General features: G+C 72.9%; 18 protein-coding genes. 9 read left to right on the top strand and 9 right to left on the bottom strand.

Features of this window, described 5'->3' with window-relative positions:
* The first annotated feature begins 139 nt into the window (after positions 1 to 139).
* Both ACZ60B_RS10500 and ACZ60B_RS10495 read left to right on the top strand, forming a co-directional pair.
* Entirely contained in the window at positions 140 to 1,150 is a 1,011-nt protein-coding gene (locus tag ACZ60B_RS10500) for an aldo/keto reductase (RefSeq protein ID WP_469385613.1), read from the top strand.
* Positions 1,151 to 1,175: 25 nt separating this feature from the next.
* Positions 1,176 to 1,763 (top strand): TetR/AcrR family transcriptional regulator, encoded by a 588-nt coding sequence (locus ACZ60B_RS10495; protein WP_469385612.1) that lies wholly within the window; start codon positions 1,176 to 1,178, stop codon positions 1,761 to 1,763.
* Positions 1,764 to 1,769: 6 nt separating this feature from the next.
* Here ACZ60B_RS10495 and ACZ60B_RS10490 read toward each other — a convergent pair whose 3' ends face one another.
* The 3 genes from ACZ60B_RS10490 to ACZ60B_RS10480 form a co-directional block, all read right to left on the bottom strand.
* Positions 1,770 to 2,918 carry a serine hydrolase domain-containing protein gene (locus ACZ60B_RS10490; protein WP_469385611.1) on the bottom strand — a complete coding sequence of 383 codons (1,149 nt, stop codon included), beginning with the start codon at positions 2,916 to 2,918 and terminating at the stop codon, positions 1,770 to 1,772.
* Between the two features lie 62 nt (positions 2,919 to 2,980).
* Positions 2,981 to 3,196 (bottom strand): hypothetical protein, encoded by a 216-nt coding sequence (locus tag ACZ60B_RS10485; RefSeq protein ID WP_469385610.1) that lies wholly within the window; start codon positions 3,194 to 3,196, stop codon positions 2,981 to 2,983.
* 146 nt (positions 3,197 to 3,342) lie between these two features.
* The gene (locus tag ACZ60B_RS10480) at positions 3,343 to 4,794 is read right to left on the bottom strand and encodes an MFS transporter (protein WP_469385609.1); all 1,452 of its coding nucleotides are present in this window, start codon (positions 4,792 to 4,794) and stop codon (positions 3,343 to 3,345) included.
* 96 nt (positions 4,795 to 4,890) lie between these two features.
* Here ACZ60B_RS10480 and dusB point away from each other — a divergent pair, with 96 nt between their 5' ends.
* Positions 4,891 to 6,033 carry a tRNA dihydrouridine synthase DusB gene (gene dusB / locus ACZ60B_RS10475; RefSeq protein ID WP_469385608.1) on the top strand — a complete coding sequence of 381 codons (1,143 nt, stop codon included), beginning with the start codon at positions 4,891 to 4,893 and terminating at the stop codon, positions 6,031 to 6,033.
* On the opposite strand, the gene ACZ60B_RS10470 is transcribed toward dusB, so the two are convergent.
* The 3 genes from ACZ60B_RS10470 to ACZ60B_RS10460 all read right to left on the bottom strand — a co-directional run bounded on the left by ACZ60B_RS10470 (position 6,034) and on the right by ACZ60B_RS10460 (position 11,845).
* Positions 6,034 to 7,596: a CDP-alcohol phosphatidyltransferase gene (locus ACZ60B_RS10470; RefSeq protein WP_469385753.1), complete on the bottom strand. Its 1,563-nt coding sequence runs from the start codon at positions 7,594 to 7,596 to the stop codon at positions 6,034 to 6,036.
* An 845-nt stretch (positions 7,597 to 8,441) separates the two neighbouring features.
* The gene (locus ACZ60B_RS10465; protein WP_469385607.1) at positions 8,442 to 10,376 is read right to left on the bottom strand and encodes an amylo-alpha-1,6-glucosidase; all 1,935 of its coding nucleotides are present in this window, start codon (positions 10,374 to 10,376) and stop codon (positions 8,442 to 8,444) included.
* On the bottom strand, positions 10,373 to 11,845 hold the full coding sequence (locus tag ACZ60B_RS10460; RefSeq protein ID WP_469385606.1) for an MGH1-like glycoside hydrolase domain-containing protein: 1,473 nt from the start codon (positions 11,843 to 11,845) through the stop codon (positions 10,373 to 10,375). The genes ACZ60B_RS10465 and ACZ60B_RS10460 overlap by 4 nt, the downstream gene beginning before the upstream one ends.
* Positions 11,846 to 11,964: 119 nt before the next feature.
* On the opposite strand from ACZ60B_RS10460, the gene ACZ60B_RS10455 reads away from it, so the two are divergent.
* From ACZ60B_RS10455 to ACZ60B_RS10445, 3 genes are all read left to right on the top strand, one after another.
* Positions 11,965 to 13,194: an ROK family protein gene (locus tag ACZ60B_RS10455; protein WP_469385605.1), complete on the top strand. Its 1,230-nt coding sequence runs from the start codon at positions 11,965 to 11,967 to the stop codon at positions 13,192 to 13,194.
* 446 nt (positions 13,195 to 13,640) lie between these two features.
* Entirely contained in the window at positions 13,641 to 16,388 is a 2,748-nt protein-coding gene (ppdK, locus tag ACZ60B_RS10450; protein ID WP_469385604.1) for a pyruvate, phosphate dikinase, read from the top strand.
* Between the two features lie 281 nt (positions 16,389 to 16,669).
* Complete coding sequence (locus tag ACZ60B_RS10445; protein WP_469385603.1) at positions 16,670 to 17,782, top strand: PP2C family protein-serine/threonine phosphatase; 1,113 nt, start codon at positions 16,670 to 16,672, stop codon at positions 17,780 to 17,782.
* Between the two features lie 30 nt (positions 17,783 to 17,812).
* Here ACZ60B_RS10445 and ACZ60B_RS10440 read toward each other — a convergent pair whose 3' ends face one another.
* Complete coding sequence (locus ACZ60B_RS10440) at positions 17,813 to 18,328, bottom strand: hypothetical protein (RefSeq protein WP_469385602.1); 516 nt, start codon at positions 18,326 to 18,328, stop codon at positions 17,813 to 17,815.
* Positions 18,329 to 18,635: 307 nt separating this feature from the next.
* Between ACZ60B_RS10440 and ACZ60B_RS10435 the strand changes: the two genes are divergently transcribed.
* Positions 18,636 to 19,526 (top strand): serine hydrolase, encoded by an 891-nt coding sequence (locus tag ACZ60B_RS10435; RefSeq protein ID WP_469385601.1) that lies wholly within the window; start codon positions 18,636 to 18,638, stop codon positions 19,524 to 19,526.
* Positions 19,527 to 19,606: 80 nt separating this feature from the next.
* Complete coding sequence (locus ACZ60B_RS10430) at positions 19,607 to 20,533, top strand: oxidoreductase (RefSeq protein ID WP_469385600.1); 927 nt, start codon at positions 19,607 to 19,609, stop codon at positions 20,531 to 20,533.
* A 44-nt stretch (positions 20,534 to 20,577) separates the two neighbouring features.
* On the opposite strand, the gene nirD is transcribed toward ACZ60B_RS10430, so the two are convergent.
* Positions 20,578 to 20,928, bottom strand: a complete 351-nt coding sequence (gene nirD, locus ACZ60B_RS10425) for a nitrite reductase small subunit NirD (RefSeq protein WP_469385599.1) — start codon at positions 20,926 to 20,928, stop codon at positions 20,578 to 20,580.
* Positions 20,925 to 23,576, bottom strand: coding sequence for a nitrite reductase large subunit NirB (nirB, locus tag ACZ60B_RS10420; RefSeq protein ID WP_469385598.1), 2,652 nt, complete (start codon positions 23,574 to 23,576; stop codon positions 20,925 to 20,927). The genes nirD and nirB overlap by 4 nt, the downstream gene beginning before the upstream one ends.
* Before the next feature lie 355 nt (positions 23,577 to 23,931).
* On the opposite strand from nirB, the gene ACZ60B_RS10415 reads away from it, so the two are divergent.
* Complete coding sequence (locus ACZ60B_RS10415) at positions 23,932 to 24,714, top strand: sulfite exporter TauE/SafE family protein (protein ID WP_469385597.1); 783 nt, start codon at positions 23,932 to 23,934, stop codon at positions 24,712 to 24,714.
* Positions 24,715 to 24,774 lie beyond the last annotated feature (60 nt).

Genomic DNA, 24,774 nt, shown 5'->3' with positions numbered 1-24,774 from the left:
CCCGCACCCCTTCACGGGTGCGGGGAACTTCTTGTTTCCCGGGGCCACCCCGGGGCGAGGGCCGCGCGCAGGCGGGGCGGGGCGGCCGAACGGCTGACAAATATTGAAATCTGTCATCTGTCATGCCAGGCTGGTGTGCATGACGATGCGAACCCGTTCCCTCGGAACCACCGGCCCCCGGGTCTCCGCCCTCGGCCTCGGCTGCATGGGCATGTCCGCGCTGTACGGCGAGGCGGACCGTGCCGAGTCGATCGCCACCGTCCACGCCGCCCTGGAGGCGGGCGTGACCCTGCTGGACACCGGCGACTTCTACGGCATGGGCCACAACGAGATGCTGATCGGCGAGGCCCTGCGCTCCGCCCCCGCGGCCCGGCGGGAGCAGGCCCTGGTCAGCGTGAAGTTCGGTGCCCTGCGCGGCCCGGACGGCGGCTGGTCCGGCTACGACGGACGCCCGGCCGCGGTCCGCAACTTCGCCGCGTACTCCCTCCAGCGCCTGGGCGTCGACCACATCGACGTCTACCGCATCGCCCGGCTCGACCCGGCCGTACCCATCGAGGAGACCGTCGGCGCGATCGCCGAACTGATCGAGCAGGGGTACGTCCGGCACATCGGCCTCAGCGAGGTCGGCGCGGAGACCATCCGCAGGGCGGCGGCCACCGCGCCGATCGCCGACCTCCAGATCGAGTACTCGCTGATCTCCCGGGGCATCGAGAAGTCGATCCTGCCGACCACCCGTGAGCTGGGCATCGCCGTCACCGCGTACGGGGTGCTCTCGCGCGGTCTGATCTCCGGGCACTTCACCGCCGACCGGCAGCTCGCGGCGGACGACTTCCGCGCCTTCTCGCCCCGCTTCCAGGGCGACAACCTCCGGCACAACCTCGGCCTGGTCGAGGCGCTGCGGAAGATCGCCGAGCAGAAGGGCGTCTCCGTCGCGCAGATCGCCATCGCCTGGGTGCTGGCCCGGGGCGAGGACATCGTGCCGCTGGTCGGGGCCCGCACCCGGGAGCGGCTCACGGAGTCGCTGGGCGCGCTGGACGTCCGGCTGGACGAAGCCGACCTCGCCGCGATCGAGCAGGCGGTGCCGGCCGACGCCGCCGCCGGCGACCGCTACGGCGCCGCCGCCCTGGCCCACCTCGACAGCGAGCGCTGAGCACCGCGTGGGTACGGTCTGAGGCATGGCACCCAGCACCGAGACCCTGACCGCCGAACGCATCCTGGAGGCGACCGAGGAGGTACTGCGCCGCCACGGCCCGGCGAAGGCGACCGTGGTGGACGTGGCCCGCGCGCTCGGCGTCAGCCACGGCAGCGTCTACCGCCACTTCCGCACCAAGGCCGCGCTGCGCGAGGCGGTCACCAAACGGTGGCTGGACCGCACCGCCGAGGGCCTCGCCGCGTTCGCCTCCGGCCCCGGCGACCCCGAGGCCAGGCTGCGCGACTGGCTGCGGTCCCTGTTCGACGCCAAGCGCCGCAAGGCGGGCGACGACCCGGAGCTGTTCGCCACGTACCAGGTGCTGGCCGGCGAGAGCGCCGAGGCGGTGGCCGCGCACATCGCCGACCTGACCGGCCAGCTCGCCCGGATCATCGAGGACGGGGCCGGGACGGGGGCCTTCGCCGTCCCCGACCCGGCCGCCGCGGCCCGCGCCGTCTTCCAGGCGTCCGGCCGCTTCCACGACCCCGGTTACGCCCGGGTGTGGACCCGGCCGGAGGCGCGGGCGGACTTCGCGTCGCTGGTCGACCTGCTGGTACGCGGCCTGCGCGGCTGAAGGCGACTACCGGCCGCCCGCCGTGCACCGCCAGAAGTCCCGCATCAGCGGCGTGGGCGTGGGGCCGGTCATCGCCACCTGGGTCAGCAGCACGGTGACCGTGCCCGTCGCCGGGACGAGATGGGCCGTGGTGCCGGTGCCGCCGACCCAGCCGTAGCGGCCGGGCACGTTCCACGGGTCGACGGGGGCGACGTCGACCTGGCCGCCGTAGCCCCAGCCCTGGCCCTCCAGGAAGAGGGTGCCGGCCTCGCGCTGCCCAGCGGTCAGGTGGTTGGTCGTCATCCGGCTCACCGAGGTGGGGGAGAGCAGCCTGCGGCCGTTCGCCTCGCCGCCCGCCAGCAGCATCCGGGCGAAGGCCAGCCAGTCGTCGGCCGTGGCGGCGAGCCCGCCGCCGCCGGACGGGAACGCGGGCACCCGGCTCCACGCGCCGTCCGGGGGGTCCGCCAGGACGAGGGCGCCGTCCGGACCGGGCTGGTAGGCCGTGGTGAAGCGGTGGCGCCGGTCGGCAGGTACCTCGAACGCCGTGTCCCGCATCCCCAGCGGCTCGAGGATCCGCTCCGTCAGGAAGTCCGGCAGCGTGCCGCCCGAGGCACGGGCGACCAGCACGCCCTGGAGGTCGGAGCAGGTGTGGTACAGCCAGGCCTCGCCCGGCTGGCGCAGCAGCGGCACCTCGGCGAGCGCGGCCGTCCAGGCGTCCGGGGGCGGGCACTCCTGCGGGAAGCGGCCGTCCTTCTGCACCTCGAACAGCGCCTGGACCGCGGGCAGCGAGAAGTCCGCGGGGAAGCCCCAGCCCGCCCGGGAGCTCAGCAGGTCCTCGACCGTGATCGGGCGGGCGGCGGGCACCACGTCCTCGACAGGGCTCGCCGGGGTGCGCACCGCCATCGGCGAGGACAGTTCCGGCAGCCACTTCTCGATGGGGGAGTCCAGGCCGATCCGGCCGTCCTCCGCCAGCATCAGCACCGCCGCCGCCGTGAGCGGCTTGGTGAGCGAGGCGATACGGAAGACCGAGTCACGGGCCATCGGGGCGGTGCCGTCGAGGTCCGCGGAGCCGACGGCCACCACCTCGACGTCGTCGCCGCGGGCCACCAGCCCGACGGCTCCGGGCACCGTCCCGTTCTCGACGTACCTTCGCAGGGTGTCGCGCAGAGCGCTCATGGCAGGGCCTTCCGACGGGGGCGGGAGCGTCGTAGGGGTACGACTGCCCGTGCGCCGGGAAGTCATCGCGACGTCCGCGCCTCCGTGGGGTCGACCGTGGCCTGGTGGGCCTCGGCCAGGTGCTCCTGTGCCTTCAGCCAGGGCAGGAACTGCGTGCTCTGCCGCCAGCCGCACGTGTCGCAGCTGATCGTGCGCTGCACGCCCGAGCGCTGCACCCTGACCACATGCTCACGCCCGTGCTGGTCCCAGCGGGTCACCTTGCTCGTGTTGATCGGCACGACGCCTCCAGCGGTCCCGGCCGGGCGAACCCCGGCCCGCAAGGAGTGTGCAGCATGACCAACATCAACGGGGACTTCTTCACGGCGAGTTGGCCAAGCCTTGCGCCGCCCCGGCCGGGATCCCTGGGCACCGGGGCCCGATGTCCCTAGGCGCGGTCGCCCGCGCCCACCACGTCCCGCGGCTCCACGGTCTCCAGCCGCTCGGCCGTCCGCTCGGCGGTGCGCCGCGCCCACCGGCCGCTGGTCAGCACGCCCAGCGCCAGCACGACGAAGCCGCACCCGGCGAGGATCCACCACGCGGGCCGCGCGGCCGACACGAACACCCGCGCGTACGGCGACGCCCCCACGCCCGACGCCAGCACCGCCCCGACCACCGCGACGCCGAGCGTCTGCCCGAGCTGGCGGCTGGTGGAGGCCACGGCGGCGGCCACTCCGGCCTGGCTGCGCGGCATGCCGGACACCGCGGTGTTGGTGATGGGCGCGTTCACGAAGCCGAAGCCGATGCCGAACAGGACGTACCCGGCGAACAGCGTGACGTTCGACGTCTCCGCCTCGAAGGCCGCGAACAGCACTCCGCTCGCCGTCATCGTCAGGCCTGCGATCAGCAGCGGCAGCCGGGGGCCCCGGCTGCCCACGAGCCGTCCGGACAACGGCGCGCACAGGAACATCGGCACCGCGGTCGGCAGCATCCACAGGCCCGCGTGCAGCGCGTCGAGGCCGCGTACGTTCTGGAGGTACAGGGTCGACAGGAACAGGAAGCCGCCGAGCGCGGCGAACGCGCTGACCGCGACGACCGTGGCCCCGCTGAACGGCGCCGACCGGAAGAAGCGCAGGTCGACGAGGGGTTCGGCGCGCCGGGGCTCGTACCACAGCAGCCCGGCCAGGGCCACGAGGGCCAGCGCCGCGAACGGCAGGACCGAGGCGGCGCCCGCGGCCGGGGCCTCGATGATCGCGTACGTCAGCGAGCCGAACAGCGTGATCACCAGCACCTGCCCGACGGGGTCGGGGCGGCGGGCCTTCGGCGCGCGGGACTCGGGGACGAAGCGGAGGGTCAGGAGCAGGGCGGCGAGGCCGACGGGCAGGTTGACCCAGAAGATCGCCCGCCAGCCGTCCGACTCCACCAGCAGCCCGCCCACCAGGGGACCGGCCGCCATCGAGATGCCGACGACGGCACCCCAGACACCGATCGCCCGGGCCCGCTCGCGCGGGGCCGTGAAGGTGTTGGTGATGATCGACATGGCGACCGGGTTGAGCATGGAGCCGCCGACGGCCTGGAGCATCCGGAACACGATCAGCAGGTCGAGGCTGGGCGCCAGGGAACAGAGCAGCGAGCCGACGGAGAACACCGTCAGGCCCGCCATGAAGACCTTCTTGCGGCCGATCCGGTCGGCCGTGGAGCCGGCGAGCATCAGCAGCGAGGCCAGCACCAGGGTGTAGGCGTCGATCGTCCACTGCAGACCGGAGGTCTCGGCGTGGAGTTCGCGCTGCATCGACGGCAGGGCGACATTCAGGGCGGTGACGTCGAGACTCACGATCAGCAGGCTCATGCAGCAGATCGCGAGGACGAGTTGGCGTCGCCGTGGGCTGAGCTCGGGCATGCGTTCCATCGTACGCCGACTTCAATAGTGCGTCTAACTAATTACCGTTACATGGTCTTCGCCGGGGCACGACGGCCGATACGCGACAATGGGGTAATGCCCACGCCCGCATCCCCCTTGCAGATCGGCCCGCACACCGTCCGGCCGCCCGTCGTGCTGGCCCCCATGGCCGGCATCACCAACGCGCCCTTCCGCACCCTGTGCAGGGAGTTCAGCGGCGGCAAGGGGCTGTTCGTGAGCGAGATGATCACCACCAGGGCGCTGGTCGAACGCAACGAGAAGACCATGCAGCTGATCCACTTCGACGCGACCGAGACCCCGCGCTCGATCCAGCTGTACGGCGTCGACCCGGCCACCGTCGGCAAGGCCGTCCGCATGATCGCGGAGGAGGACCTCGCCGACCACATCGACCTGAACTTCGGCTGCCCGGTGCCCAAGGTGACGCGCAAGGGCGGCGGCTCCGCCCTGCCCTACAAGCGCAACCTGCTGCGCTCGATCCTGCGCGAGGCGGTCAGCGGCGCCGGGGACCTCCCCGTGACCATGAAGATGCGCAAGGGCATCGACGACGACCACATCACCTACCTCGACGCCGGACGGATCGCGGTCGAGGAGGGCGTGACCTCCATCGCGCTGCACGGGCGCACGGCCGCGCAGCACTACGGCGGCACGGCCGACTGGGAGGCCATCGCGCGCCTCAAGGAGCACGTGCCGGAGATCCCGGTGCTCGGCAACGGCGACATCTGGTCGGCCGAGGACGCGCTGCGGATGGTGCGCGAGACGGGCTGCGACGGCGTGGTCGTGGGCCGCGGCTGCCTCGGCCGCCCGTGGCTGTTCGCCGACCTGGTGGCGGCCTTCGAGGGGCGGACCGACGACATCGCGCGCCCCTCCCTGCGCCAGGTCGCCGACGTCATGGTGCGGCACGCCACCCTGCTCGGCGAGTGGATCGGCGACGAGTCCCGCGGGGTCGTCGACTTCCGCAAGCACGTCGCCTGGTACCTCAAGGGGTTCGCGGTCGGCTCCGAGATGCGCAAGCGGCTCGCGATCACGTCCTCCCTGACGGAGCTGCGGACCGGGCTGGACGAGCTGGATCTCGACCAGCCCTGGCCGGCCGGCGCCGACGGGCCCCGCGGCCGTACGTCCGGCAACAACCGTGTGGTGCTGCCGGACGGCTGGCTGAAGGACCCCTACGACTGCGCGGGCGTCGGCGAGGACGCGGAGCTGGACACGTCCGGGGGCTGATCAGCTCCCGCTGGGGTGCGGGGTCGAGCCGTACGCCGTCAGGAACCGGTCGCGGAACAGGTTCATCTTCCACACCGGCGCGTCGTGCGCGGGACGCAGACCGTCCGTCCAGTTCCAGTCGGCGATCTTGTCGAGGACCTTCGGGTCCTTGGCGACGATCGAGATCGGCACGTCACGGCTGGCGTGGTTGCCGCTGACCCGGGCGATCGGCTGGTGGTCGCCGAGGAAGACCAGCACGGTGTCGTCGGTGCCGTAGCGCTCCAGCCACTGGGTGAGGGCGGTCACCGAGTACTGGACGGACTTGCCGTACTCCTCCCGGGACCGGGTGGAGTCGGCGATGATGTCCGCCGGGTCGTTGCCCGCCTTCTCGATGCCCTCGAAGAGCGAGCCGTCGCCGAGGGTGTCCCAGTCGACCATCTTCGGGATGGGCGCCCACGGCTGGTGGCTGGAGGTCAGGATGATCTCCGACATCAGCGGCTTGTCGCGCTTCTTGCTGTGCTCCAGCCGCTGGAACGCCTCCAGCGCGTACTGGTCGGGCATGGTGGACCAGCTGAACTTCGGGCCCTGGTAGCCCATCTGGAAGGCGTTGTAGACCTTGTCGAGGCCGTAGTACTGCTGCTCCGGCCAGCCCTTCTGGATGCCGGGCATGACACCGACGGTGTCCCAGGCGCCGGTCTTCTTGAAGGCCTTGGTGAGGCTGAGGTGGTCGCTGTTCATGACGGTCCGGTAGCGCTGCTGGTTGTCGATCCACAGGCCCGACAGGGTGGTGGAGTGGCCGAGCCAGCTGCTGCCGCCGTAGGTCGCCGAGGTCAGCCAGCCGCTCTTGGCGTGGAAGCCCGCCTTCGCCAGCTCCGCGGTGCTGTCCGCGAGCGTCCGGTCGACGCCGGGCGCCATGACCGGGTCCTCGATCGCGCTGCGGCCGTAGCTCTCGATGAACGTGAAGACCATGTCCTTGCCGCGCAGGTCCGGCACGAGCTGGTCGGCCGGGGTGTTGCCGAAGGTGTCCTTCCCGGCCTCCTTCCGGAACGCCGCCTCGTCGTGCAGGGTCTGCTGCACCGTCTCCACCTGGAACTGGACGACGCCGGCCGTGTGCTGCGCGGCGATGGGCTCGCCCGCGACCTCCAGGCCGAGCGCGGTGCAGGTGATCCAGGCGGTGCCGACCAGGAGCGTGGCCCGGGTCGCCCGGGCGCGGTGCCGGTCCAGCAGGTTGCCCAGCCGGACCAGGGCCAGCGCGACCAGGACGATCAGGAGGACCACCGCGACGACGACACCGACGGTGAGGGCCAGGGTGACCGTCCCGCCGAGCGAGTCCTTCAGATACGAGTGGGCGTCGTCGAGCAGGCCCCAGTCGAGAATGATGTTGAAGCGCCGGCCGAGGTAGTCGTTGTACCCCATGTCCAGCATGTTCAGCACGGTCACGGCACCGAGCAGCGCCCCGAGGGCCGCGGACACCACGAGCCGTGCCCGGCGCGGCAGGCTGAGCAGCACGACGGCCGCCATCACCGCCTCGGCGGGCAGCCGCAGGAACTCCTGGAGCCGCAGGGTCGAGAGCGTGCTCGGCATCTGGAGGCAGACGTGGACGAGGAGCGCGGCGAGGACGGTGGTGGTGACGGAGAGCCCCCGCGAGACGGCCGGATGCCGGGCCCGCCAGCCCCGCCAGCGCCCACGGATCCCGGAACGGGCGGGCGGCGCGTCGGGGGTGTCCCCGACGGCGGCTTCGGTCCCGGCCTCGGCGTGAGCCTCGGTCTCGGCGTCGGCCTCGGTCCGGGTGGTTGTCTCGGTCTCGGTCTCGGCGTCGGCGGCGGCGGTCACGGCGTCGGTGCCGGTCTCGGGTGTGGCTTCGACTGCGGTCTCGGCGACGCCGTCGGACGCGGCCGCGGGCGCGTCCTCCGAAGCGGCCCGGGCGTCGGTGCCGGCGTCGGCTCCGGTGACGGCGTCGGCCGCCGCCGGTTCGCTCTCCTCGGCCGCTTCCCCCTCCTGCCGACCGGCTCCGGTGTCGGTGTCCGTGTCGGCTTCGGTGTCGGCGTCCTGCCCGGCCCCGGACCCCGCCGCCTCGCCCGCCTCCCCGGCGGCCGCCGCCGCTGGTTCCGCGTCCCCGGCCGGTTCCGGGTCCGGGGACGTGTCCCGTCGGGCGGGCTCGTTCTCCGCCGTCGCAGGCGGCCCCTCGTCGCTGTCCGGGGCCAGGAGCTCGCCCGCGGCAACCCCTGCCGTGTCCGGTTCCTGGCGGGTGCTCGTGTGCTGGGACAACGGAGGTCCTTCCGTGCGAGGCGCGTGAGGGAGCGGCGGGCCGTGGTGGGGAGGCCGGGCCCGCCGTCATCCCGTACGGTCTGTCCGCGGTGTCCGTTCACGAGCCAGGGCAAACACCCGGCAAACGCCTCGTCAACATCCCACAGGACGGTCGCAAGGCCCTACGCGCCGCCGACCGCGGTGAGCAGGGCCAGCGGGGCCGCCGCCGACCGGGACTCCCGTACACACGCGTGCGGGTAGGGGACCGGCTCCCGGTGGCTGTCGCGGCCGTAGCCCGCCAGCACCTCGGGAAGCCGGTGCCCGGTCGCGGTGGCCGCGTCCACCAGGCCGTGGGCGACCGTGCGGGCCTCGTCGTGCAGTCCGTAGCGGGCCAGACCCAGGGTGATCAGCGCGTTGTCGTGCGGCCAGACCGAGCCGCGGTGGTACGACAGGGGGTGGTACGCGGGCTGCCCGGAGGCGAGGGTGCGTACGCCCCAGCCGGAGAAGAAGTCCGGTTCCAGCAGCCGCCGGCCGACGGCCTTCCCGTACTCCTTGTCCAGCAGGCCCGACCACAGCAGATGCCCGGCGTCCGAGGCCAGCGCGTCGACCTGACGGCCCTCGCCGTCCAGGGCGAGCGCCGGGAAGGAGTGCTCGCGCATCCAGAAGTCCCGCTGGAAGCGGTCGCGCAGGTCGGCGGCCGCCTGCTCCAGCAGGGCCGCGTAGACCTCGTCCGACCAGGCCGTACGCGCGACCCAGGCCGTACGGCGCAGCGCGTCGTAGGCGTATCCCTGGGCCCCGGCCGCCAGCACCGTGCCGCGGGCGCGGGTGCCGTCGGCGTGACAGATGGCCCCGGGGGAGTCCTTCCAGTTCTGGTTGGCCAGGCCGCCCTGGTCGGCGCGGTAGACGAGGTAGCCGCGGGAGGTCAGTCCGCCGTGGTCCAGCATCCAGCCGACCGCCGCCCGGGCGTGCGACTCCAGACGGCGGGCCAGGGCGGTGTCCCCGGTGTGCTCGACGTACGCGCCGAGCAGGACGAGGAACAGCGGTGTCGCGTCGACCGAACCGTAGTAGCGGCCGTACGGGACCTGCCCGAAGTGGGCCAGTTCGCCGTGCCGCAGCTCGTGCACGATCTTGCCGGGCTGCGACACCGACGTCACCGCGGTGTCCGTGGCCTGGGCCGCGGCGAGCGCAGGGAGCGTGGCGGCGGCCAGCTGGGGGCGGTAGGGCAGGGCGAACAGCGAGGTCAGCAGGGCGTCGCGGCCGAGCAGCGCCAGGAACCACGGGGCGCCCGCCGCGGGCACCCGCAGCTCCTCGCCGTCCGGGCCGGTCGCCGGCACCTGGAGCGAGGCGAGGTCGGCCAGACCGCGGGCGCACGCCGCCGCCAGCTCCGGCCAGCCGGTCGGGAAGGCCACGCCCTCCACGAAGGTGCCCTCCAGGGCGAGGAGCTGCTCGGTGAGGGCGGCGGGCGAGCGCGGCACCCGCAGGGCCCGCTTCTCGCCGTGCGGCCGGGCCATCACCCGCAGGGTCAGTTCGGCCGTGCCGTGCGGTTCGAGCTCCAGGGTCCACACCAGCCGCCGGGCGCCGGTGCCGGTCTCCTCGACGCCGTCGGGCACGGGCTCGGCCGTCACCGTCGTGGAGGAACGCCATTCCCCGCGCCGGTAGGTGAACTCCACCCCGTCGTCGAGGACCTGCCGGGAGCGGGTCGCGCCCGCCTTGGCGTAGGTGCGGTGGTCGGAGCGCAGTTCGAACTGGTCGGTGAAGTCGGCGTCCGCGGTGACCGCCAGCCGGACCGTGGTGGGCACCGGACGGTTGCTGGTGACCCGCAGCGTCTCGACGAACGAGCCGTCGCCCACGGCCTGTTCACGGAAGAGCGTGTACGCGGGCGTGTCGGCGCGCCCGCCGCGCGGCACCAGGACACAGCGCGCGGTGTCCCCGTCCGCGACCGGCGACAGCGCCTCGGGCACCGCGCCGTCGATCGTCAGCTGCCAGCGGCTGAGGTGCCGGGCGTCGCGCAGGAACAGCCCGTCGGGGGAGCCGCCGCGTACGCCGCTGATGTCCCCACCGTCGCCCACGACGGCGAACGTGCCGCCGTACACGAGCAGATGAAGCCGGTCCGTCATCCTCGGTCCCCTCCCTTGTCCCTCATGTCGAACGTGCCGATGCCCGGGACGGACACGCCGTGCCCGAAGGGCTCGTGGAGCAGGTCGAGCGTGAGCGCCGCGGTCCAGCTGAAGCCGGTCGCGCCGCACGCCTCGCCGGTGTACGGGTCCACGTACTCCGCGAACCCGGTCGTGTCGGCGGTCTCCAGGGCCGCCGCGCGCAGCGCGTCGGCCCGCGGCTGTTCGCCGTGCAGCCGCAGCCCGCGCTCCAGCAGCCAGGCGGTGTTGAACCAGGCGGGCCCCCGCCAGTAGCGGTGCGGGTCGAAGGCCTCGCCGAGCAGGTCGTAGCTCGGCACCAGCCGGGTGCTGTCGCCCAGTCCGAAATGGGGACCGCCGAGGGTGCGCACGAGCGCGGTGACGATGTCGCGCGGGAGGCCGGGCAGCAGCAGCGGGACCAGGCCGGAGACGCTGCGTTCGGGGACCGGGCGGCCCGCGCGGACGTCCCGGCAGAGGAACATGCCCCGGGCCGGGTCCCACAGCCGCTCCACCAGCGCAGCCGTCAGCCGCTGCGCGCGGGCGCGGCGGGCGGTGCCGGTCGCGCCCAGCTCGTGCGCGATGCGCGCCAGCGCGAACTCGGAGGCGATCAGCAGGGCGTTGAAGGCCGGGTCCTCCACGGCGAAGGCGCCGGAGCCCCGGCCTCCCCCGGAGTCGGCCGGCGCGTCCGGGGCGTCGTCGTAGCTGCGGTCCCGGTAGTCGGTCGCCAGCCGCACGTACCGCCCGTAGTCCAGGTCCGTGGGCCGGTCCTCGGCGGCGCCGTGGTCGAGGTCGGCGCGGCGGAAGGAGCGGGCCGGGGCCGGGGTGATCCGGGCGAGCGGGTCGTCCCAGCAGGGGCTGTTGTCCATGCCCTGCTCCCAGGGGTGGACGACGGACGCGAGCCCGCCCCCGCCCAGGTCCCGGCGGTGCAGGAGATAGCGGTGCCAGGCCGCCAGCCTCGGGTGGAGGCGGGTCAGGAAGCCGCGTGCCCGGGACAGCACCGGGTCGGCGCAGTGCACCAGCCACGCGGCCAGCGCGTGCACCGGTGGCTGCACGATGCCCGAGGTCTGTACGGTGCGCGGGGCGCCCGCGGTGCGCCCCGCGGTCGAGGAGCGCCAGAAGTCGGGGCTCGGGAAGTACGCGTCGAGCGGTACGGAGGGGTTGAAGACGATGTGCGGGACCCGGCCGTCGTCCCACTGGGCGGCCAGCAGCGTCTCCAGCTCCCGCTGGGCCCGCAGCGGCGAGACGTGCCGCAGGCCGATCGCGATGAACGCCGAGTCCCAGGACCACTGGTGCGGGTACAGGCTGTGCGAGGGCACCGTGGATGTTCCCGTCCAGTTGCCCTCCAGCACGTGCGCGGCTCTGAGGTGCAGCGGACCCGCCGCGGCCGGCGGATCGTATGCAACGGCCCGCCCCGTCGGACGGGGGCGGGCGCTCAGCTGGGCGGTGCGATCCACTCGGGGCTCCCCGAAGACGTTGGGCGGACCGGTTCGGCAGTGGCTACCGTAGAGTTACGTCTATTTAACACGCAAAACTCAATATGTAATGCAGGCTTGAGAAACACAAGGGGGTGGGCATGACCGGACGTCCGGGCAGAGCGGGAAGGGCCACCAGGGCGGGGAGCCAGGCGAGCGCCGGCGACCTGCTCGAACTGGTGCGCACGGGCCGGGCCACCACGCGCGGAGCCCTCCAACAGGTGACCGGACTCTCCCGGGCCACCGTCGGCCAGCGCCTCGACCGGCTCTTCCGCGCGGGCTGGCTGCGCGAGGGCGCGGGCGGTCCCGTGGACTCGCCGCTGGGCGGCCGCCCCTCCATCACCCTGGAGTTCGACGACGCGCACGCGGTCGTCCTCGCCGGGGACCTCGACACCCGGCACGCGCGCGCCGCCGTCCTCACCCTCACCGGCGAGATACTCGCCGAGCACTCGGGCACGCTGGTCGTCGAGGACGGCCCGGACGCCGTCCTGGGCGAACTGGGCGGGTGGTTCGCCGGGCTGCTGGAGAAGGCGGGGCACGCGCCCGGCGAGGTCTGCGGCATCGGGCTCGCGGTGCCGGGGCCGGTCGACACCGGGACCGGCCGGGTGGTCCAGCCGCCGATCATGCCCGGCTGGGACGGGTACGACATACGCGGCCGGCTCTCCCGCGCCCTGACCGAGCACACCGGCGCCCCGCGCGTGCCGGTCCTCGTCGACAACGACGCCAACCTCATGGCGTACGGCGAACAGCGCACCGGACACCCGGACTGCTCCGCGTTCATGCTGGTCAAGGTGTCCACCGGTATCGGCGCGGGGATGGTGGTGGGCGGCTCCGTCTACCGCGGGACCGACGGGGGCGCCGGCGACATCGGGCACATCCGGGTGGGCGCGGACGCGCTGTGCCGGTGCGGGTCCCGCGGGTGTCTGGCCGCGGTCGCCAGCGGTGGCGCGGTGGCCCGCAGGCTCGCCGAGGCCGGAGTGCCGGCCGCGTCGGGCTCGGACGTGCGCGACCTGCTCGCGGCCGGGCACCCCGAGGCCGCGGCGCTGGCCCGCGAGGCCGGGCGCAGCGTCGGGGACGTGCTGGCGACCGTCGTGACGCTGTTCAATCCCGGCGTGCTGATGATCGCCGGGGATCTGGCCGGAACCCCCTTCCTCACCGGGGTGCGGGAACTGCTGTACCAGCGGGCGCTGCCGCGCTCCACGGCCCGGCTGGACGTGGTGACCTCGGCGCTCGGCGAGCGGGCCGGGCTGGTGGGCGCCGCCGCGATGGTGGTGGAGCACCTGTACGCGCCGGAGCGGGTGGAGGAACGGCTGCTGGCGCTCGGCGTGTGAGGCGGGATCGTGCGGGGCGGATCGTGTGTGAGGCGGATGACGAGGGTGTTTCGTGCCCGGACGCCCGTCCGCATGGTGAAAACCGGTCGTCTGTGAAAGCGTGATTCTCGCCACCCTTGATAAGGGTTGCGCTCACATGAGCGAATCTTGGGCGACTGCACTTCTCCAAGGGGTGGCACTCAGTGCCACCCCTTGATCGTTCATCGATCGAAATCAGACGTGACGAGAGATGCTCACATGAGCGATATGGTCTGCCTATGGCCCATGTTGTGTTCAAGAAATGAAAACATCAGCTGCTTGACGCTTGCCAAGCTTTGACTTTCGATCCGCTGGCGGACGTCGAGTTACAGGCGCATGACGCACAAGTGGACGTACCCAGACGCCTTCGATCTGGGTATGTTCCTGCCCGTCAGGGCAGCCACCGCGTCCTCGAGGAGTCGAGACCCGTGTCGGAAAACAAAGAACCCCAGGTAGCCGAGGACGCCACCAGCGTTGAGGCCGTGAAGTTCGTCTACGACTTCACCGAGGGCAACAAGGACCTCAAAGACCTCCTCGGCGGCAAGGGTGCCAACCTCGCCGAGATGACCAACCTGGGCCTTCCGGTCCCCCCGGGCTTCACGATCACCACCGAGGCCTGCAAGACCTACCTCGACAGCGGCGAGGAGCCGGCGGCACTGCGTGACGAGGTGAGTGCACACCTCGAAGCGCTCGAGACGGCCATGGGCAAGAAGCTCGGCCAGGCCGACGACCCGCTCCTGGTGTCGGTCCGCTCCGGGGCGAAGTTCTCCATGCCCGGCATGATGGACACCGTCCTGAACATCGGCCTCTCCGACAAGTCGGTGCAGGGCCTCGCCCGGCAGGCCGGCGACGAGCGGTTCGCCTGGGACTCCTACCGCCGCCTCATCCAGATGTTCGGCAAGACGGTCCTCGGCGTCGACGGGGAGCTCTTCGAGGACGCGCTGGACAAGGCCAAGGAGGCCAAGAAGGTCACGGTCGACACCGAGCTGGAGGCCGCGGACCTGAAGAAGCTGGTCACCCGGTTCAAGCGGATCGTCAGGACCGAGGCCGGCCGGGACTTCCCGCAGGACCCGCGCGAGCAGATGGACCTCGCCATCAAGGCGGTCTTCGACTCCTGGAACGGCGACCGCGCCAAGCTCTACCGCCGCCAGGAGCGCATCCCGCACGACCTGGGCACGGCCGTCAACGTCTGCTCGATGGTCTTCGGCAACCTGGGCCCCGACTCCGGCACCGGTGTCGCCTTCACCCGCGACCCCGCCTCCGGCCACCAGGGCGTCTACGGCGACTACCTCCAGAACGCCCAGGGCGAGGACGTCGTCGCGGGTATCCGCAACACGGTCCCGCTCGCCGAGCTGGAGTCGATCGACAAGAAGTCGTACGACCAGCTCATGCAGATCATGGAGACCCTGGAGAACCACTACAAGGATCTCTGCGACATCGAGTTCACCATCGAGCGCGGCCAGCTGTGGATGCTCCAGACCCGCGTCGGCAAGCGCACCGCGGGCGCGGCCTTCCGGATCGCCACCCAGCTCGTGGACCAGGGCCTCATCGACGAGACCGAGGCGCTCCAGCGGGTCACCGGCGCCCAGCTCGCCCAGCTGATGTTCCCGCGCTTCGACGAGAACGCGAAGGCCGCGCAGGTCGGCCGGGGCATCGCCGCCTCGCCGGGCGCGGCGGTCGGCAAGGCGGTCTTCGACTCGTACACGGCCGTCAAGTGGTCCCGCTCCGGCGAGAAGGTCATCCTGGTCCGCCGCGAGACCAACCCCGACGACCTCGACGGCATGATCGCGGCCGAGGGCATCCTCACCTCGCGCGGCGGCAAGACCTCCCACGCGGCCGTGGTCGCCCGCGGCATGGGCAAGACCTGTGTGTGCGGCGCCGAGGAGCTGGAGGTCGACACCAAGCGCCGCCGGATGACGGTCCCCGGCGGGCACGTCGTCGAGGAGGGCGACGTCATCTCCATCGACGGCTCCAGCGGCAAGGTGTACCTCGGCGAGGTGCCCGTCGTCCCCTCCCCGGTCGTGGAGTACTTCGAGGGCCGGATGCACGCGGGCGCCGACGACGCCGACGAGCTGGTCGAGGCCGTGCACCGGATCATGGCGTTCGCCGACCGCAAGCGCCGGCTGCGGGTGCGCGCCAACGCCGACAACGCCGAGGACGCGCTGCGCGCCCGCCGCTTCGGCGCCCAGGGCATCGGCCTGTGCCGCACCGAGCACATGTTCCTCGGCGACCGGCGCGAGCTGGTGGAGCGGCTGATCCTGGCCGACACGGACGCCGAGCGCGAGGAGTCCCTGAAGGAGCTGCTCCCGCTCCAGAAGCAGGACTTCGTCGAGCTGTTCGAGGCGATGGACGGCCTGCCGGTGACGGTCCGTCTCCTGGACCCGCCGCTGCACGAGTTCCTGCCCGACATCACCGAGCTGTCGGTGCGCGTGGCGCTCGCCGAGGCCCGCAAGGACCCGCACGAGAACGAGCTGCGCCTGCTCCAGGCCGTCCACCGGCTGCACGAGCAGAACCCGATGCTGGGCCTGCGCGGGGTGCGTCTCGGCCTCGTCATCCCCGGCCTGTTCACCATGCAGGTACGGGCCATCGCCGAGGCGGCCGCCGAGCGCAGGAACGCCAAGGGCGACCCGCGTGCCGAGATCATGATCCCGCTGGTCGGCACGGTCCAGGAGCTGGAGATCGTCCGCGAGGAGGCCGACCAGGTCATCGCCGAGGTGCAGGCCGCCACCGGCGTCGAGCTGAAGCTGGCCATCGGCACCATGATCGAGCTGCCGCGCGCCGCGCTGACCGCCGGTCAGATCGCCGAGGCGGCGGAGTTCTTCTCCTTCGGCACGAACGACCTCACCCAGACGGTGTGGGGCTTCAGCCGGGACGACGTGGAGGCCTCGTTCTTCACGGCCTACCTGGAGAAGGGCATCTTCGGCGTCAGCCCCTTCGAGACGATCGACAAGGACGGCGTCGGCTCCCTGGTGAAGTCCGCCGCGAAGGCCGGCCGCGCGACGCGTCCCGACCTCAAGCTCGGCGTCTGCGGCGAGCACGGCGGCGACCCGGAGTCGGTCCACTTCTTCCACGAGGTGGGGCTCGACTACGTCTCCTGCTCCCCGTTCCGCATCCCGGTGGCCCGCCTGGAGGCGGGCCGCGCGGCCACCCAGTCGGCGGGCAGCGACCACCGCTGATCCCACCCCGGGATCCGGGCCCGCCGCTCGTCCCCGACCCTCACCGATGAGCGGCGGTCCCGGTGCTCGAAAAGGAAGGGGCGGCATCCTTGTGCGGGGATGCCGCCCCTTCGGGCATTCCGGTCCTGCGGTCCTCCGGCCCTCCGCGGTGGGACCGCGGCCGTGAGGTGCGCGCCTCCCGCTCCCGAGTGCCCCGGTCCCGGATGCGGGGGCCGCCGGGCGGACACATCCTGGTCTGGGGTGCTGTCTGTGCCCAGTGGCGACGTCGAGGCGGGAAAGACGTGGCGGAACCAGAGATCGACTACGCGGCGGTGTTCCAGGCGCTTCCCGGAGCGGTGGCACTGCTGACCCCGCAGCTGATCTACGTGGACGTCAACGACGCGTTCCTGCGCACGGTGGGCCGCACCCGCGAGCAGGTCATCGGCAACTACCTCCCCAACGACTTCCACGACGATCCGGACGCCCCTGTCGCGGCCCTCACGTCCAAGGTCCAGGCGTCACTGGTCCGGGCGGCGGCGACCGGCGAGCGCGACACCATGGCGCTGCGGCACACCGAGGAGACCTCCGGACGGCCCGGGGCGCTGAACGACCGGTACTGGACCCAGACCAACATTCCCGTCCTCGGTCCGGACGGGCGGGTCGCCCTGCTGCTGCACCGGGTGGAGGAGGTCACCGAGTACATCCGCGCCCGTGAGGTCGCGCTGTCCCTGCAGAAGGCCATGCTGCCCGCTCACCGCCCGGTCGGCCGCCACCGTGCGGCCGTGCGCTACCGGCCCGCCGCCGCGGCGCTGAACGTGGCCGGCGACTGGTACGACCTCATCGACCGGCCGGGCGACCGCATGGCCGTCGTCGTCGGCGACGTCGTCGGCCACGGCCTGGCCGCGGCCGGCGTCATGGGGCAACTGCGCAGTGCCCTCAGCGCCGCCTGCCTCGTCCTCCAGGGCCCCGCCCGGGCCCTGGAAGTCCTGGGGCTGTACGCCCGGACCGTCGACGGCGCCGAGAACACCACCGTGGCCACGGTGTTCGTCGACTGGGACACCCACACCATCGCCTACAGCAGCGCCGGTCACCTCCCGCCGGCCCTCGCCCGGGCGGACGGGACCGTCGAGTTCCTGGACCGGGCCACCGACCCGCCGCTGGCCGCCCGCCCTCGACACGCCCCCCGGACCCAGGCTGTCGCGGCCTTCCGCGAGGGCGACGTCCTCGTCCTCTACACCGACGGTCTGATCGAGCGGCGCCGCGAGGACATCGACGTCGGCCTCGCCCGGCTCGCCGATTCCCTGGCCCGTCACCACGGGGACGACTGCGAGAGCCTCGCCGACGCGGTGCTCGCCGACCTGCTCCCGCCCGGCGACGCCACCGACGACACCGCCCTGGTCATCGTGCGCCTGTGAACCCGGCCCGCCGACTCGGCGGACGGCCCGTCAGCAGTGGATGCGCAGGCGGACGACGACGTCCGGGGCCAGGCCGTCCAGGCAGGCATTGGCGAGGTCGAGGTCCTCGTCCCTCCAGGTGCTGAACCACGCTCCGTCCGGCGTGAGCGGCCACTCCCTGGGGATCACCTGCTCGGGCTGCCACTGCCTGAACGGGGCCGTGTGGACCTCGTCCGGGTCGAGCGTCGCGGCCAGGTGTGCGGCGCGGGCGCGCATGCCGTCGAAGTCGGGCAGGCCGCGCGGGCCCCCGTAACACCGGCCGTGCGTCTCCGGACGTGACACGTCACCGGCGTCCAGTGGTGCCCGGACGAGGCGGGGGTCGTCCTCGTGGCCGGGGAGCACGTCGAACTCGTCGCCGTCCCTGCCCAGCCACCACTGGTCCCACTCGCCCTGGTACGGCTCGTGGTCGCCGTTCATGTCGAAGGGGGCCACGGCCTCCTCGATCGCGGGCCGCAACTGCCGGTGGGCCTCCGGCGGCAGGCAGACCGTGGCCATCTCGTACGCCATGGGATCCCGTTCGTCCGATCTCGAGGGAACCGCATCCTGGCAGGGGCCGGGCCGGGCCGGCCGGGCGCCCGGTTTTCTGCGGCGGTGTCAGCCCCCGCTCGACCCGCGGGACAGGGCAAGGGTCGATTCATTGATAAATGTCACAGATCAGGAAATGCGCACAAAGCGGACATAGTGCCATCTGTTGGTCGATGTGGCCCTCTTCGTCCCTGTAGCGTCGCCGTCGTTCCCCGCGTTCCGTGCAGCCCTCGCCGACTCCGCGCGCGCTGCCGCCGCGACCGCAGACACCGAGCAGGACGGAACCTCCATGCCCGCATCGCGCATACCCCGCCTTCTTGCCCGGCGGGGACTGGCCGCGGCCATGACCGCCGGGACGGCCCTCGCCGCACTCGCCACCGCCGCCCCGGCGCAGGCGAGCACGGGCGGCGCGTCCGTCGGCGGCTCGCCCGTGACCTGCACCTCGCAGCGGCCGGGGCTGGCGGACCGGCTCTCGCGGGACCTCGCCGCCGCGCTCCGCGGGCGCCAGGGGTCCGCCGCGCTCGCCCTGTACGACCGCACCACCGGGACCTCGTGCACCTACCGGGCCGACGCCGCCTTCGACTCGGCGAGCGTGGTCAAGGTCACCGTGCTCGGGGCGCTGCTGCGGCAGACGGCCGAGGAGCACCGCGCTCTGACGGCTCGCGAGGTGGAGCTGACCACCGCGATGATCACCAGGTCGGACAACGACGCGACCAACGCCCTGTGGCACCAGATCGGGACGGCCGGCGTCCAGCGCTTCCTGACCCTGGCCGGCATGCGGGACACCGTGCCCGCGCCGAACGGCCACTGGGGGCGTACGCAGATCACGGCCGCCGACCAGTTGACCCTGCTCCGGCTGCTCACCTCGGACAACGCGGTCCTCGACCGCGGCGCCCGCACCTACGCGCTGCGCCTGATGAACCAGGTCGTGTCCGACCAGCGCTGGGGCGCCCCGGCCGGGGCGCCCGCGACGGCGACGGTGCACGTCAAGAACGGCTGGCTGCCGGACGCCACCGACGGCTGGCGGGTGAACAGCGTCGGCGCCTTCACCGGCGCCGGCCACGACTACGCGATGGCCGTGCTCTCGGACGGCAGCCGGACGATGGCCGACGGCGTCGCCACCCTCGAAGCCGCCGCCCGGGTCGTCAACCGCGACCTGAACGCGGCTGCGGCCGCCTGACCCGGCCCACCCCGCCGAGCCGCCCTCCGCGGGCCGACCTAGGGTGGAGTCCCAGGTCCACCTGCGGAGGGAAAGACGTCATGTCCGGCTGGAGCGCGCACGACATCCCCGACCTGAGCGGCCGCAGCGCCGTCGTCACGGGAGCCAACAGCGGGCTCGGGTACGTCACCGCGCGCGAACTGGCGCGCCACGGCTCGCGGGTGGTCGTGGCCTGCCGGAGCGAGCCGCGGGGGCGTGCGGCGGTGGACCGGATCGGCGCCGAAGTGCCGGGCGCAGAGGTGGAGTTCGCCCGGCTGGACCTCGGCGACCTGGCTTCCGTACGGGAGTTCGCGGCCCGCTTCCCGTACGACCGGCTCGATCTGCTCGTGAACAACGCCGGGGTGATGGCGCTGCCATACGGGACGACGGCCGACGGGTTCGAGACCCAGTTCGGGGTCAACCACCTCGGGCACTTCGCCCTCACGGGCCTGCTGCTGCCCGCGCTGCTCGCCACTCCCGGCGCCCGGGTCGTGACCGTCTCCAGCATGATGCACGCGCTCGCGAACATCGACATCGACGACCTCAACGGCGAGCGCACGTACCGGCGTTGGATCGCCTACGCCCGGTCCAAGACCGCCAACCTGCTGTTCACCCACGAACTGGCGCGCAGACTGGCGGCGGCCGGCTCGGAGACGGTCGCCGCGGCGGCCCACCCCGGGTACGCGGCCACCAACCTCCAGACCGCCGGTCCGCGTGCCGAGGGCCGCCGGGGCGCCGAACGGCTGATGGAGATCGGCAACCGGATCGTCGCCCAGCCGGCCGGGGCGGGCGCGCTGCCCAGCCTGTACGCCGCCACCGCCCCCGGGGTACGTCCCGACTCCTTCACCGGCCCGTCCTTCGCGATGTGGCGCGGGGCGCCCGCGCCGTCGCGACGGGCCTCCTGGACCCGCGACGACCGGGTGAGCGAGCGCCTGTGGAGCGCGTCCGAGGCGCTCACGGGGGTGACGTACGAGGGGCTCGAGTCCTGACGGCCGAGGAGCTCAAGCCCTGACGGACGAACCGGGCCGGTGCCTCAGGCGGCCTGTACCTCGTACGTCGCCACCCGTACCGTCTCGTCGTCCAGGCACTGCCCGGTCAGCAGGTCGAAGCGCTGCTTGAGCAGGGGGGAGGCGACGAACGGGCGGCCCCGATGGGTGCCGGTCAGCCCGCGGGACAGGACGGCCGCGCCGCTGAACGGGTCGCGGTTGTCGATGCCGTACAGCGCTCCGGACCGGTCGCGGAACAGGGCGACCTGGCGGCCGTCGGGCAGCAGCGCGGCCAGGCCGCGGCCGGGGGTCAGCGCGGTCAGGTCGCAGACCGCGAACCAGGAGTCCGCAAGGCGCAGCCGGACCTTCAGGGCGGTCGTCTCGGGTGCCAGGGTCATCGCGGGACACTTCCTTCCAGGGGGCGCGTGCCGATGGTCAGCAGCGGCAGGTCGGGCTTGATCTGGTCGCGCTCGGGGACGAAGCCGACGACCGGGTCGGGGGTGTCGGGCGCGTTGACGAACGACACGAACCGGGAGAGCTTCTCGGGGTCGTCGATGGTCTCGGCCCACTCGTCGCGGTAGGCGGAGACGTGCGCGGCCATCAGCGACTCCAGTTCCTCGCAGATGCCGAGGGAGTCCTCCACCACCACGTCCCGGACGTGGTCCAGGCCGCCCGGGATCCGCTCCAGCCAGGTGGAGGTGCGCTCCAGCCGGTCCGCGGTGCGGATGTAGAACATCAGGAACCGGTCGATCAGCCGTACCAGTTCGGCATCGGACAGGTCCTGGGCGAGCAGGTCCGCGTGGCGCGGGGTGGCGCCGCCGTTGCCGCCGACGTACAGGTTCCAGCCGTTGGAGGTGGCGATGATGCCGAAGTCCTTCGACTGGGCCTCGGCGCACTCGCGGGCGCAGCCCGACACCGCCGACTTGAGCTTGTGCGGCGACCTCAGACCCCGGTAGCGCAGCTCCAGGTCGATCGCCATCCGGACCGAGTCCTGGACCCCGTAACGGCACCAGGTCTGCCCCACGCAGGACTTGACCGTGCGCAGCGACTTCCCGTACGCGTGACCCGACTCGAAGCCGGCGTCCACCAGCCGCGCCCAGATCAGCGGGAGCTGTTCCACGCGGGCGCCGAACATGTCGATGCGCTGCCCGCCGGTGATCTTCGTGTAGAGCCCGAAGTCACGGGCCACCTCGCCGATCACGATGAGCTTCTCGGGGGTGATCTCGCCGCCCGGGATGCGCGGCACGACCGAGTACGAGCCGTTCTTCTGGAGGTTGGCGAGGAAGTGGTCGTTGGTGTCCTGGAGGGCCGCCTGCTCGCCGTCCAGGACGTAGCCGTGCGCGCCGATCGCCGGGGCGAGGGAGGCGATGATCGAGCCGACCGTGGGCTTGCAGATCTCGCAGCCGTCGCCGCCCCGGGCGTCCGCGCGGCCGTGGCGGTCCAGCAGGTCCCGGTAGGAGGTGACGCGCAGGGCGAGGACGATCTCGTAGAGCTCCTCGCGGGACTGGGCGAAGCAGCCGCACAGGCCCTTGTCGACCTCGACGCCGTTCGCCTCCAGCTCGGCGGTGACGAGCTGGCTCAGCACCTTCACGCAACTGCCGCAGCCGGTACCGGCCTTGGTGCACTTCTTCACCTCGGGCACGGTCGTGCAGGAGTGTTCGGTGACCGCGCCGCGGATCGTGCCCTTGGTGACGTTGTGGCAGGAGCAGACGACCGCCTCGTCCGGCAGCGCGGACGGGCCGAGCTGGACGGGGCCCCCGGCGCCGGCCGGCAGCACGAGCTGCTCGGGGGCGACGGGCGGGACGGAACCGGTGAACGCGCGCAGGGTGCCGTACGCCTCCGCGTCGCCGACCAGGATGCCGCCCAGCAGCGTGCCGTCCCGGCCGATGACCAGCTTCTTGTACAGGCCCGCCCGGGCGTCCGAGTAGACGACGTCCAGGCAGTCGGCGGCGGTGCCGTGCGCGTCGCCGAAGGAGGCCACGTCCACGCCGAGCAGCTTCAGCTTGGTGGACAGGTCGGCACCGGTGAACGACGGCTGCCCGGCCTCCGCGCCGTCGGCCGTCTCGGCGGCGTCGGCGGCGTCGGCGGCGATCGCGGCGGCCGCCGTCTCGGCCTGTTCGTAGCCGGGGGCGACCAGGCCGTACACCCGGCCGTCCGCCGCCAGCGCGCACTCGCCGATCGCGAACACCCGCGGGTCGCCGACCGTGCGGCACCGCTCGTCGACCGCGACGCCGCCGCGCTCGCCGACCGTCAGACCGCAGTCGCGGGCCAGCTGGTCGCGGGGGCGGACACCGGCGGAGAACACCACCAGGTCGGTGGCGAGTTCGGAGCCGTCGGACAGCTTCATGCCGGTGACCGCGCCGTCCTCGCCGACCACGATCTCCTGCGTGCCCACCCCGGTGTGGACCGACAGGCCCATCTCCTCGATGGTGCGCAGCAGCGCGGCGCCGCCGCCCTCGTCGACCTGCACGGGCATCAGACGCGGCGCGAACTCCACGATGTGGCTGGTGAGTCCGAGGCCCTTCAGCGCGCCCGCCGCCTCCAGGCCCAGCAGCCCGCCGCCGACCACGGCACCCGTCGTCGCCCTCGTCCGCGCGTACTCCTCGATGGCGAGCAGGTCCTCGATCGTGCGGTAGACGAAGCAGCCCTCGGCGTCCTTGTGGGGGACCGGCGGCACGAACGGGTACGAGCCGGTGGCCAGCACCAGGACGTCGTAGCCGACCACGAGACCGGAGCGGGCGGTCACCGTGCGGGCCGCGCGGTCGACCGTCTCCGCCGGGTCGCCGACGTACAGCTCGATCCCGTGCTCGCGGATGAATTCCATGTCGGTCAGGGAGAGGTCCTCGGCGGTGCGCCCCGAGAAGTACGAGGTGAGGGCGACCCGGTCGTACGCCGGGCGCGGCTCCTCGCACAGCACGACCACCCGGTGCGTGGCGGTCAGGCCGCGTTCGGCGAGCGCTTCGAGGAAGCGCTGGCCGACCATGCCGTGGCCGACGAGCACGATCGTGGGGCGGGACCGGCCCCCGACACTTGCGGTCGTGGACATCAGGAGCCTCCATCGTTGGGGAGCAGGTGGAGTGGATGGTGGGGCCGGACCTGTGTGGTCCGTCGGCCACCGCCCGACGGATCCGGGGCCGTGTCCAGCAGCGTGCGGGGCCGGTGTTTCCCTGCCGCATCACCTCTGTTTCCCGAGAGGAACGCTGCCCTCAGCGGGGGAGGGCCCGGGGTGTGAGGGTGCGCGGGCGGGTCGGCGGCCCGGCGAGAGGCGGGTCGGCGGCGCGGCCGGCAGCGGCCGGGCGGCGCGGTGAGAGGCGGCCGGGCGGCGCGGTGAGAGGCGGGCGGTGCCGCGGACGCCGAGGTCCGTGGGGGGTACACCGGTCCCGTGCCTTAAGGTCGCGGTCATGCCCGACATACCGCTGATCACGCTCGCCCTCCTGTGCCTCGCCGCCCTCGCGGCCGGCTGGATCGACGCGGTGGTGGGCGGGGGCGGACTCCTGCTGCTGCCGACGCTGCTGCTCGGACTGCCGGGGAGCACCCCGGCGGCGTACGCGCTCGGCACCAACAAGGCGGTCGCGATCGTCGGCACGTCCGCGGCGGCGGTGACGTACGCCCGCCGGACCCCGTTGGACGTACGCCTGGCCGTACGCATCGGTCTGGCCGCGCTCGCCGGGTCGTCGGCCGGGGCGTTCTTCGCGGCCGGGATGAGCACCGAGGTGCTCAAGCCGGTGATCATGGTGGTGCTGCTCGGTGTCGCGGCCTTCGTGATCCTGCGCCCCGCCTTCGGCACCGCCCCGGCGCCCGGCCCGGTCGGCCGCCGCCGCGTCCTCGCCGCGATCGGCCTGGCGGGCCTGGGCATCGGCTTCTACGACGGGTTCATCGGCCCCGGCACCGGTACGTTCCTGGTGCTCGCCCTCACCGCCGTCCTGCACCTCGACCTGGTGACGGCCTCCGCCACCGCGAAGATCGTCAACTGCTGCACCAACGCGGGCGCCCTCGCGATGTTCGCCTGGCAGGGCACGGTGCTGTGGCAGCTGGCCGCGCTCATGGCCGTCTTCAACCTGGCCGGCGGCACCCTCGGCGCCCGCACGGCCCTGAAGAAGGGCAGCGGCTTCGTCCGGGTCGTGCTGCTGACGGTCGTGCTGGCGCTGGTGGCGAATCTGGCGTACGCGCAGTGGGTGGCCTGACGGACGGAGATCGCCGTCCCGGCCTGGCGGACGGGGCGGCCGCCGCCGGTGTCCCACGCC

It is taken from the genome of Streptomyces sp. NPDC104096, from assembly GCF_055584385.1.
Note: the sequence above shows the minus strand (reverse complement) of the source record. Positions and strands in the feature narration are given on the sequence as shown.